General features: G+C 30.5%; 5 protein-coding genes. All 5 read left to right on the top strand.

Annotation, left to right across the window (positions count from 1 at the left end):
• Positions 1 to 35: 35 nt before the first annotated feature.
• The 5 genes from ACRC03_RS05625 to ACRC03_RS05605 all read left to right on the top strand — a co-directional run bounded on the left by ACRC03_RS05625 (position 36) and on the right by ACRC03_RS05605 (position 13,013).
• The gene (locus ACRC03_RS05625) at positions 36 to 8,663 is read left to right on the top strand and encodes a hemagglutinin repeat-containing protein (protein ID WP_438651577.1); all 8,628 of its coding nucleotides are present in this window, start codon (positions 36 to 38) and stop codon (positions 8,661 to 8,663) included.
• A 23-nt stretch (positions 8,664 to 8,686) separates the two neighbouring features.
• Positions 8,687 to 8,965 carry a hypothetical protein gene (locus ACRC03_RS05620; protein WP_438651576.1) on the top strand — a complete coding sequence of 93 codons (279 nt, stop codon included), beginning with the start codon at positions 8,687 to 8,689 and terminating at the stop codon, positions 8,963 to 8,965.
• A 29-nt stretch (positions 8,966 to 8,994) separates the two neighbouring features.
• Positions 8,995 to 9,651: a hypothetical protein gene (locus tag ACRC03_RS05615; RefSeq protein WP_438651575.1), complete on the top strand. Its 657-nt coding sequence runs from the start codon at positions 8,995 to 8,997 to the stop codon at positions 9,649 to 9,651.
• A gap of 155 nt (positions 9,652 to 9,806) precedes the next feature.
• Positions 9,807 to 10,100 carry a hypothetical protein gene (locus tag ACRC03_RS05610; RefSeq protein WP_438651574.1) on the top strand — a complete coding sequence of 98 codons (294 nt, stop codon included), beginning with the start codon at positions 9,807 to 9,809 and terminating at the stop codon, positions 10,098 to 10,100.
• A 78-nt stretch (positions 10,101 to 10,178) separates the two neighbouring features.
• Complete coding sequence (locus ACRC03_RS05605; RefSeq protein WP_438651573.1) at positions 10,179 to 13,013, top strand: hypothetical protein; 2,835 nt, start codon at positions 10,179 to 10,181, stop codon at positions 13,011 to 13,013.
• The last annotated feature ends 159 nt before the right edge of the window (positions 13,014 to 13,172 follow it).

Raw genomic sequence — 13,172 nt, 5'->3', positions numbered from 1 at the left:
ATGGTATTTTTGTAAATGGTGCAGGATTTATAAATATGAACAAAGTAACACTTACAACAGGAACACCTAATTTTAATTCAAATGGAACTTTACAAGGATTTAATGTAAGAAAAGGTATGTTTGTTGTAGGTAGTATGGGGCTTGATGGAACTAATCAATCAAAGTTTGACATTATAGCAAGAACAGCAGAATTAAATGGACCAATATATGGAAAAGATGAATTAAGAATGGTTCTAGGAACTAACAATTATGATTACAACACCAATGGAGTAGTTACAATAACAGGAGATAACACAAACACAAAACCAGAAATAGCTTTAGATGCAAAAGCTTTAGGTTCTATGTATTCAGGAAGAATATTCCTTGTAAGTACAGAGGCTGGAGTTGGAGTAAATAGTTCTGCAGAGATGCTTGCAAGTGCTGGAGATGTCAGTATAGATGTTAATGGAAATATTGCTTTCAGTAAAGTTATGGCAAAAGCAAATATTAATATCAAAGGAAAAGAAATAACTGTTTCAGAAGGAGTTTATGCAGAAAAAAATCTATATGTAGATGCTCGAACACTTAAAAATAATGGTGATACAGGTGCAGGAGAAAATACAAATATAAAAGGCATTGTAAAAAATACTGGAAATATTTTTGGGAAAGAAATAGCAATAACTGGTAATATTGAAGAAAATAGTGGATCCATTGTATCAAATAATTCTTTAATAGTTAAAGGAAACCTTTCTAACAGTGGTTACTTTTATGGGTTATTAGCTGACATATCAGGAAGCACATACAATACAGGTCACTTAGTTGGTGTAGAAAGTCTTATATTAAATGGAGATATTACCAACAAAGGAAATATTATAGGATCAAAAACTCTTCTTGCTAAAGGAAATGTGTCGAATGATGGATATTTTTATGGACTGTCAGTTGATGTGTTAGGTAACGTATATAACACTGGATATTTATATGGTGAAGAAAATCTAGTACTAAATGGAGACATCACCAACCAAGGGAATGTTATAGGGTCAAAAACTCTTCTTGCTAAAGGAAACGTATCAAATGACGGATATTTTTATGGTCTGTCAGTTGATGTGTTAGGGAATGTATATAACACTGGATATTTATCAGGAGAAGAAAAACTTGTATTAAATGGCGATGTTTCAAATAGTGGAAATATTATTGGTGAAAATAATCTGTTTATAAATGGTAATGTTGTAAATGATGGATTACTTTATGGAAAAAACTCATTGCAATTAAACTCATCAGTTGAAAATACTAATCAGATAATCACAGATGACAATTTGACTATAAATGGTAGCTTAATAAATACTTCTACAGGGGTAATTTACAGTAAAAGATTAATGGAAATAAAAGGCAATACTACAAATAACGGACAAATAGCTAGTGACGAAGAGTTAAATTTTTATTCTTTTCTTGATAATCTAGAAAATGGAATTATTGTTAGCGGAATCATAAAAATGTCTGACGTTGTTTCAAACTATGGGATTATTCAAGGTACGAATTTAAACTTTGCTAAAGATTTTAATAACTATTATGTTACTTATGCTGATATAATTAATGTTAATGGAAAGACTGAAAACAATGGAACAATTGTTGGTGAAAGTCAAATTTATTTGAATGGTAATGTAAATAATTTTGGAATAATGGCAAGCGGAAATACAACATATATCACTGGTAATATTTATTTAAATGGTGAAGTGAATAACGAAGGCCAAATTTCTAGTGGAAATTCATTGAATATAAACGGTAATATATTCAATAAAAGCAATATACAATCAAACAATATAACTTTAATTGGAAATTTGATAAATGAAGGACTTGTATTTGGCACAGAAAATTTTAATTTATTTGGAGATGTTTTAAATAGTGGGCAACTTATAAGCTATAATTCTTTATTAATAAATGGAAATGTTATTTTGAATAGTGGTACTATTTATTCTGTTTCTCTTTCTATAAATGGTGATGTTAAAAATGACAAATACGGAACTGTGATGGCAATAACTAATGTTGCTCTTTATGGAGATGTAAATAATTATGGTAATATCGTAAGTAATGGAGAGTTAACAATTTTTGGAAATATTAAAAACACTGATGCTCAAATTTCTGGAAGCAATGTTTTAGTCACAGGTGGAAGTATTTCTAACTCAGGAACTTATGGTACTATTGCTGGTAATAATTTATCAATATATTTTGGGAATATATTTAACTCTGGAACTTTTTATGGAGGAGAGTCAGTATATATATCTGGGAATAATCTTACGAATGATGGGACTATAATGAGTAGTGATATAAAACTAAACGGTAACAATATCGTTAACTCTGGTCTTATTTATGCTAACGCTAAAGATCTAATTGTAATTTCTGAAGATTTAACAAATAATGGTCAGATAATATCTTATATTGATTCAAATTATACAGTTAAAAATGAAATTAAAAATAATGGTCAAATGCAAGGACAAAATTTATTCATAGGAACCATTTATAATTCTGGAAGTATTTTTGCAAATGAGAATATAACAATTGGTCAAACTTTAAACACCGGGAATATAATTGCGAGCGGAAATATATTGTTCAATGGTGACTTGAATAATATATATAGTAGTATCTATACTTCAATTGTAGCAGTTGGAAATATAACGAATAATAATAAAACTATAAATACAGCTACAATAGGTGCATCTGGGGATATAATTTTAGGGAATATTGATAATACAAACGGCACTATTTCTGGATCTAATTTGACACTTAATAATTTAACTAATTATTACGGTATCATTGAAGGTGAAAACATTTACATTAATCAAGGTAATTCTATACTAGATAATAGGTTTGGTAAAATTATAGCATATGACGGAAAATCTGCTTTTAATATATATGCTACAAATATTTTAAATGGTAGCGGAAATATTATTTCTGGGAATGAGTTATTATTAAATTTAGGAATAGCAGATTTTATTCTTGAAGGTTATCAGACAAATGGGTTACTTACAGTAAATGCTCGTTCAGTTAGCTTGCCAAAAGATTTTGTGAATTTTGGTAGTATAAAGCTAAATATGACAAATAATTTTACCAATAATCACAAGCTACAAAGTTATGGAGAGCTTTCTATAGTGACTAACGGAACTATAACTAATAACGGTCAATTAAATTCTTGGGAAAGCATGTATCTTACAGCACTTGATATTAACAATTACGGAAAAATATCAACTGGACTTAATCTATCAATAACAGGACGAAATTTACTTAACTATTCAAATTCTGTTATATTTTCGCTTGTGAATACAGATATAAGCTTAAGTGGAAATATGACAAATTATGACAGAATATTTTCTAGTTGGGGGAATATTTATATTACAGCCCAAGGTGATGTAAATAATTTAGTTAATATTATAAATAATACTGATGGAAGTCGAATAATTACTGCAGGTACTATTGATGCAGGAAATCTTCTGTATATTTCAGCCACATCAATAAATAATATAGGGTATGTGCTTTTAGAAGGTTTAGATGTAAATCATATAGATGGCTCTGCTCCAGAAAAGTTTTTATTAGATCAGGCTTTTTATGATGAACTTACTGCTATGGCATGTAACCCAATATGGAGAGATATGCAAGGCAGCTGGCAAATGACTGGATATAATACAACTGATTTTACTAATAAAGTTCAGTATAGCTCATCATTAAAAGGGTTTAATGTCCAATTAGTTGCAAAAAATAAGGTTCATAATAAAGACGCAAATATTCTTTCTGATAATATAATAGAATTTAAGACGCCTACAATAATTAATGAAGTAAGTACTTATTCTTTTGATGTTAATACTTGGTGGCAAAGATGGTATAACGTTAATGAAAGATATTGTGATGAGGCAATTTGGGGGGTATGTGTTGACTATGGTTATCATGATGTACCTTATCTTGCTAATGAACAAAATACAGCAACAGAAGTTAAATCGTTTTCAGATTCATTAATTTCTGCTGTACGTGGAATTATATTACATGATACAAAAATTCAAAATGGTGTGAAAGCTGTAACGATTTATAGTAGCGGTGCAGGTGCTGGACATGGTTCAGCACCTGTTGATACAGGTAGCCTATATGTTAGTAGAGGTAATGTTATACAGAGTGGATCTTTGGATACTACAAATAGAATTCAAATTCCAAGTGGATTAAATGGAACATATATTTTAAATGCTGGTTTAAATGGTGGAAATAGTAATTCAACAGGCGATTATACAATTGGCAAAATAGAAGTTAAGCCAAAACCTAATGTTGATAACACACTTCCAGCAAATACGGATGATACAGGAGATAATATTTCAGTTTATGTTACAACTGGAGTTATCATCGAAGAAAAAAAACCTACTTTTTCTTATTTGATAGAAACAAATATAGATTATATAAACATGGATAATTACTATGGGTCTAATTATTTTTTTGGAAGAATAAATTTCAATCCAGAAAAAGATATCAGAGTCATAGGTGATCCTTACTATGAAACAGAGTTTGTAAATAAAGCTATACTAGATATGACTGGAATGCGATATCTTAACGGAGCAACAAGCGAAGTAGAACAAATGCAGATGCTCCAAGATAATGCTCTTGATGAAATGGAGAAACAAAAACTTTCAATTGGTATTTCTCTTTCACCTGAACAGATAAAAAATTTGAAGAAAGATATTGTTTGGTATGTGGAAAAAGAAGTCAACGGAGTTAAAGTTTTAGTTCCACAGGTATTTTTTTGTCCAGACACTTTGCTTGCAATGTCTAATGCAAATAACAATGTAGGAACAGGTACTATAGCTTCTGGTGGATTTATCCAAATGAACGGAGGTAGTCTTGATAATACTAGTAATATAAAAGCATATGGTCCAATACAAATGTTTGATATTGACCATCTTTTAAATCAATCAACAGCTCTTAGTAGAGGAACAATAACAGCTGGTAGTATCTATATATCTTCTATTGGAGATATAACTAACAGAGGTGGAACCATCAGTGGTGCAGGAATGGTTTTTTTAGAATCAGGTAGAGGAAATATAGTAAACGAAAGCATAGTTGGAAGATATGGACAAGCTGGTAATTTTGCAGATAGAATAGATAGTATAGGTCTTATATCAGCTGGTGCTGGAGATGTTTACATGTTTGCCAATAATGGGACAGTTGCAAATTATGGAGGAATTATTCAAGCACAAGCCCCTCCAAATGATCCAAATCTTTCTGAAGAAGAATCAAAGTATGTTTCAACTGGTAGCGTAATTATATCTGCAAAAGATGTTGTTTTGGACTCCATTGCATTAAGTTTTGAATCAAGTGGTAGTGCCGGAAACAATAGCGGTGGAACACAATATGTTGGATCAGCTATATATTCTACTGGTTCAATACGTGTTGGTGCAACCAATAATATAAATATCACTGGTTCAGATTTAAATGCTGGTGGAATAGTCGTCTTAAATGCAAAAAACAAGGTTAATATATATGCAAGTCAAAATACATACTACCAAGATACTTCTGAGAAGAAAAAACAAAGTTTTGGGAGAAGTTACACAAAAAATACTAGTAGTGGCGGTTCAGTTTATAATGCTTCTAATATAACAGGTGCAAGTGTATATGTAAGTGCGAGTAATGATGTGAACATAGTAGGTTCAAATATTCAATCTTCAATATATGGAACCATACATGTAATATCTCAATATGGTAGCATAAACCAGACAGGAGTGGTAAACTCTTTTTATAACAATGAATCTATTAATGATAGAAAAGCCTTTGGATTTGTTCATAATAAGAAACAAACTTCTGGTGGAGGAGAACAAGCAGTAAACTCAAATGTACTAGGCGGTGCTGGTGGTGTGGTATACCAAGCCAAAAAAGATGTGAACTTGACTGGTGTTAACTTAGTTAGTCTTGGTGACATGAAAATAATAGGGACAAATGTTACAGTTAATCCTATACTAACAACAAAAACTAGATATAGTGAAAAAGAATCAAGAAGTGGATTTTATAAAGGATCAGATGACCATACAGCCTCAGTGAATGCTGGCTATGCAAAAACTGAGACAGAAAGTAAATATAGTAATCAAGTTGTAAACCAAAGTACTTTGACTGCAAAGGGCAACTTATATGTAATTGCAGATGGAGGCACTGCAAACTTCACATCTGTCGACATGTATAGTGGAGGTCATACTTTTGTTTCTGGGACTAACGGAGTAACTTTTGACGTTGCAAGAGGAGTAACAGAGAGTAGCAGATCCTCTAAAAGTCTTAGCATCGGAGGTAATGCTGGGGTAAATTCTAATATAGTGAACTTTGTAAATACAGCAAAAAATATTGAAAAATTAATTGATAAACAGCCAAAGAGTGGGGCAGCCACAATTAATACAATTTTTAACGCTATAGGATTTATAAGAAATGGAGCAGCTGCAACAAATACAGTTTTAGATCCATATGCCCAAGGAAACTTAAGTGGAAATGCAAAAGCAAATGGGGCATCTTCTGATGTAAATCTTATCAATAGAAATTGGAATGACTATGCTTCTGCAAGTGTTGGAATAAATGGGTCAACTAGCGAAAGTCATGGTTACCAAGAAACTGTTTCGTCAAACAGCATTAGAACTGGTGGTTCTTTATATGTAATGTCTAGTAATGGTAGTGTAAGTTTTACAGGAACAGACATTGATGTAGCCCAAAATTTTTATGTTGCTGCAAATAAAGATATTACATTTCAAAGTGCAGAAGAACGTGGAGGAAGCCAATCGAATTCAAGAAATGTTGGATTAAGTATAAATAATAAAGCTGACATTACTGTGTCTGCGGGTGGATCAAGAGGTAATTCTAGTAGTATGAAGAACATTAACACTACTGTATATGTAGGAGGGACATTTGCAGCATATGCTGGTGGAGATCTAAAATTCTCTGGTGCAAATGTAGATGCTGATATATTGGATTTTTCTGCAACGAATGTTATAATAGAGTCAAGGCAAGATTATGCATACTCAAAAAATGAAAGTTTAGGAGTAAGTTTAGGAATAAATTTAGGAACCGGTGCCCCAAGTGGTTCTTTCAATTATAATACTAATGGTGGTAAAAGCAATTGGGTAAATAACCAAACTAGTGTTGTTGGAAGAAATGGCGGGACAATCACTGCAAAAGAAAACTTTAAAAATATAGGTGCAATTGTAGGTTCTGGCAGTACTGAAAACAGGCTAAAAATAGATGCTGGGAGCATAACTATAGGAAATATAGATGATGAGTCTTATAATTACAATCTTGGTGGTGGCATTGCATTTGATAGCAATGGAATTAATAATGTAAGTGTGCAAGCAGGCGGTGGATATCAGACTCAAAGAAATAATGCGACGGCAGTTAACAGTGATTTTACTGTTGGCGGTGTAGCAAGAACAGCTGAGTCTCTTGGTTTCAACACAGATATAGGCAAAGTTCAAGAGTCAACAGGAGGATTTCAAACTGGACAAGTTAATGCATCATATAGTTTTGACACATTTGATCAAGTAGATAAGACTCGAAAAAATTTAAATAATTTTATAGGTTCTCTAACTAATCCTGGATCAGGTGGGACATTAAACACAATGAGAGAAAATGTTTACAAAGAGATTTTGTATCAGTACATGCAAGCCAATCCTAAAGATGTTAATTTGTTAGCAAAAGCACAAACGCCAAGTGAAGTAAAGGCTGCAACTGAAAAAATAATTCATGGATTTTTGCTTTCAAGAGGTTTAAATCCTGAATTATTACCAGAAATAATAATTTCTACTAGTGAAAAAGATACATATGATAAAGATGGAAACCTTATTGGGCAAGCAAAAGATAACTTTTTTACTGTTGATGGAGAAAGTAATGGTGGAAAAGGGACTATAGTAATAGGAATGGATGCACTAAATGCGATTCTAAATAATAAAGATGGTTATGGAGCTAGTGATTTAATGGCAGCATTTGCCCATGAACTTGCTCATCTTAATCATTATGATGATTATGGATCTAACCCAGAATCAACAGCAAATAACATTGGTAGTGGAATAGGGTTCATTCCATGGGATAGTTATTCTGATGAAGAAGCTAATAATTTTTTTGGGAGAAGCCCTGTATATGATCAAGGTAGTATGAATTATTACGGGGATAGTTTACCATGGAATGATAGGGAGTATAAAGTTTTTAAACAAGGATGGCTTGTTTCAGGTTATGGAGCATATGCCTATGGTGTAAGTTCAACTTTAATTTCGGGATGGGCTTATAGTGATGATAATTCATTTGAGCCTGTGTTTTTTGTGGAAATAGTTTTAGGATTAGGTGTAGGTATGGGGGGAGCTGGAACTTCTGGAAAATATAATTCAGTGGTTTTTGGCACAGATAATCCAAGTGATATTGGTGGACTTAATTTTTATGCTGGTTTTAAAGCTTTCTCGTCTATAACAGGAATAGATTTATCAATGTCTGGAGGAACAAATACTTTAGAGTTTGGAGCTGGAATATTAAGCGGAAGCGGAAGTGGAGAATCAGCATTTCTTGGAGGTTCAGTTGGAAAAACATATACTTATAAATCTGAGATTGAAATGATAAATAAATTAAAAGAATTATACCGCGAAAAATTTGGAACAGAATATGATAATATTCCAAAATTTGATTTTAATATTAAATAAATATATAAAGGAAAGTGAGACTTATGCTACTGAAAATAAAAAAAACAAAATTATGTTTTGACTATACTATTTTTTATTTCATTATTTTTTTGTTAGGAGTTCCATTTCTAGGGTATCATTTAGAAAAACATGATGGAGATTTTTCATTTTTTTATGCTATCTTAGTATGGTTTTTCGGATTATTTGCTGTGGCTTTTATAAAAGGCTTGCTACAATTTTTGAACAAAGAGATTGTTTTAATTGATGGTGAAAATGTTATAATTAAAAAAAAAAAGTTAAATTATCCAAAAAAGAAAATATAGAGATTACAAAAATACTTGAAATTGAAGTATTGCCTGATGCAGAATTTGTTAGTAAGTTTAGTAATTTTAGCATGAAGCTGAAACCAGTTTTTATTTTCAGACCAAATGCAGAAAAGATAAAACTGAGTTTAGAAGAAAAAAGTTTTAAAATATCTTTAGGTTGGAATGAATTTCAAATAAGAAAATTAATAAAATGTATTATGGATAAAAATAAAAATGTAGTTGTCAAAGGGCTTGAAGAAGAATTTGGAAATAAAAGTATTGAATCAAATTTCAAAATAGACTACAAAATGTTTTTTTTAATTTATTCATTTATAGGAATAATTTTTGCTTTTTTACTTTTTATAATTTCTATTAATGGAAAATCTATGATATCGTTTTCTAGTATGCTATTAGTTTTATTTTTATTTAAAGTAGCAAAATATTTTTCGCAAATTCCAATAAGTGCTCCTGCTATCAAAACAGGATTATTTTTTGGTCTGATAATTATTATCATTATATTAGCATTTTTATCATTTGTTTTTTTTCTTATAGACATGAAAGTTTTTCATGTAATAGTTTTTTTATTAATGGTCTCATCAGTAATTTATTTTTATCTGATAATATGTCAGAAATTATTAAAAAATTATTGGAAAAAAAGATGTGAAAAATTTAAAAATCTTTTTGAGGAGCAATTCAAATGCTAGTATTTAAAAACAGAAAATCTAAAAATTATATTTTGTTTTTTGTAATGCTCTTCATGCTATTCATTGACTTGAAAATATTTTCTCTTGTCACAGTTTCAAAGCAGTATAAATATATTTTTGCTCTACCTACTTTTATATATATTTGTATATTTACTTTGACTTTTATTAATCAATTTTTATTTCAAGAAATATTAGAGATTGATTATGAAGGAATAAAAATAATTACAAAAAATATAGTTAGAACAAAAGAAAAAAAATTACTTTTTAAAGATATAAAAGATATCAAAGAGATAAGAAAAAAAACATTTGAAACACATCAAATATTTAATATTCTACATCCATCAGAAGAGAGATTAGAAATTGTTTATAAAAATAAAACAATAAAATTTGGATTATTAAATGAAGATGAATTAAAAAAAATTTTAAATTTTATAAAAGATAAATTGTAAAATTATATACATATTTAATTTTTTTATAAGGTCAATTTTTTGAAATAAAAAATAGTTCTTAATTAAAAGGGGCGAATTATGAAAAATAATTTACTAATTGCTATTATAATGATTATGTTATTATTAGTTGGTTGTAGAAATAAAAAAAACGAGCCACCTATTCCAACTCCACCACCTGCAGAGGTTATAAATATTTCAGGACAGGAAACTATTGAGTCAGGCAAAGGATATGTTGCGGATAAAACATCGGGTCATATGACAATTTATAATTCTGCAATAATAACAAATAATTCTGATTATGCATTTTTGGCTGATGGATTCGGAAGAGCTATTGTAAATACTTCTGTTGGAGAGATTAAAGTCAAAAATGGTTATGGAATAAAAGTAATAAATAGTGCTATTGCATATAACCAAGGAAAAATTGATGTCGAAAATGGAAGTGTAGGAATTTATGCAGGAAATGAATCTAAAATAATAAATTCTACCTATGGAATTATAAATATATGGAAAGGGAATGGTATAGGACTAAGACCTGATGGAGAAAACTCAATTGCAATAAATTATGGGACAATAAATTTGCAAGAGACTCGCCTTACATTTGGAGAATGTGCCTATGGCTTTTATAGTAATTCAAAAACATCAAAGCTTATTAATGCACCGTCAGGAAAAATAAATATAAATTTTACTGATGGAACATCTTTGTTTTATAGTGCAGGAATGTATAACGCTTATGGTGGTCTTATAGAGAACTATGGATTAATACAAAGTTCAGAAAATTCAACTGGATTAATTTATGGAATAAGATCAAAGGGAGAAACTAATAATTTTGGAATTATAAAGTTGAGTAGTACTGATAAAAATATTGTGGGAATGATTATAGAATCAGGAACTGGTAAAAATTTTGAATCAGGAATAATTACAATGAAAAAATCTGGTGCCTCATCTGTACTTAGTTCAGGAATAGGTGTTAAAGAAGGTATTGGAGAGAATTATGGAATTATAAATATTAGTGGTAAAGCATTATTTGGAATTGTTGCTGAAGGAAGCAATAAAGCAATAGCTATCAATCAAGTGGCGGGGATAATAAATGTTTATTCAACTGCTGTTGGAAATCTTGATGGAGATAATATCTCTGACGCAAAATTTCTTGATAATGGTGCGGTTGGAATTGGAGCAATTGATGGCGGTATTGCAAAAAATTATGGTACAGTTTATGTAGATGGAAATTTAGCTATAGGTGCTTATATTGATGATATGAGTACTTTATATTTGGGTTCAAGCTCAAAAATAGTAATTAAATCAACAGCAACAAATTCAGTTGGGATTAGAATAAAATCTGGAGCTACAATAACGATAGAAGGTAGTTTGGAAAATTATGGTATTGTAAATGGTGGAGTTGGAAATATTGGAATAGTTCCATATGGTTCTGTTGTAGATATTTATTTTGAAAATACTGGAAATATTTCAGATGAAAAAGGTAATAGACTTTTTTTCCTAGATGGAGGAACAATTGTAAGTCAACAACATATGGAAATACAAACTGACTTCAATGTAAATCACTTTGGAAAAGGAAAATTTGTCATGGGAAGTTATGCAAAACTTTCTGCTTCAAATGTTTCTGGTGATATTTATTTAGCTCCAGACATGGTTCCTCTTTATGCAAACTTTGGAACTATAAAAAATGCTATCACACAAAATTCTAACTCTAATGAATCTAATTGGTTCAAAGCAAACTTAAAATCTTACTCAGAATTTTTTGTGGCAAAAGATGTTACGTACGATGAAACAGGAAAAGCTGTAAACTTAAATCTTGAGCGAAAAAGTTTTGACACAGTTTTATCTGATAAAAATCTTGCGAAATATTTAGAAGATAATTATACAAATACTAATAGCTCAAACAAAGATAAATTTTATGACGGAATTTTGAGAACAGATTTAACAGCTGCTCAGACAGAAGATAAAATCAGAAATATGTTTGGTGTTGAATTTTATCCTGCGTACCAAAATTTAGTTTATGATTTAACTTCTTATAACAACAAAATGATTTTTGATAATTATGCTACTCTTGATTATGAAAAAGAAGGAACAAGTCCTGTCGTTGGAATTGAAACTAGAAATTTTGATTTCAAAGGAGTTGATAATAAACTCCAAGGTTATAAAGGAAATGAAAGTTCTATGTTCGTTGGGTTCGATACTTTTGGAACAAAAAATTTCAGATTCGGTGGTCTTGGAATTATAAACCGAAGCAACGCAACTTTTGAGAACAAGTCGAAATTTGAGAATACATATTTTTATCAAGCAAATATTTATTTTGCGTACAAACTTGAGTCAAGCAAAGTTGATTTCTTCTTGAGCCCATACATTGGAGCTTATAACGGAGATATCACAAGAACTGTTGACGGAAATAATGTTGAAACAGTTGGAACAGGAAAATATTTTGGGTCATTGGTTCGTGCAAACAGAAACTTTGATTTAGGATTCATGTACATCTTACCAGAAGTTCAATTTGACTATGGGCAAAATCAGCAAGATGAAATCAATGAAATCGGTTTAACTTCTGTAAACTTTAAAGCAAACTCAACTACAAAATCAAATATACTTGGTGCTTTGAAATTTGGAAAAATATTTGACTTAGGGAATGAATTAAAACTTGATACATCTTTGAGAGGAGATTATAGCAAAGAGCTTGGAAATCCAATCGGTGATGTAAATGTTCAAGTTGCTGGAGCAGAAAATGGAAGCTATACAATTAATAATTATACAAAAATTGGTGCTGAGTCAAATGCAATTGTAAGAGTTGCTTTGTCAAAACCTTTCTTTGCTTTGTATGTTGAATATGCTTATTCTCTTGCTGGAGACAGAACTACTGGCGGAACAATTACTAGTGGACTTCAATACAAATTTAATTACTGATATTAATACGTTAAACCAAGGCAAGCTCTCACTCTCGAACTAACAAAAGTCTGGAAATAATTCAAAACTACTTGCAGTGAAAACTGCAAGTAGTTTTTTTATGTATATTGTTGATTAAAATACATATGTCGCAGGTGGCTGGTAGATCTTTAAATTTTG

The sequence above is a fragment of the Romboutsia sp. genome, from assembly GCF_051659545.1.
GTDB lineage: Bacteria > Bacillota > Clostridia > Peptostreptococcales > Peptostreptococcaceae > JBOFOR01.
This window is presented reverse-complemented; position numbering and strand designations above follow the sequence as displayed.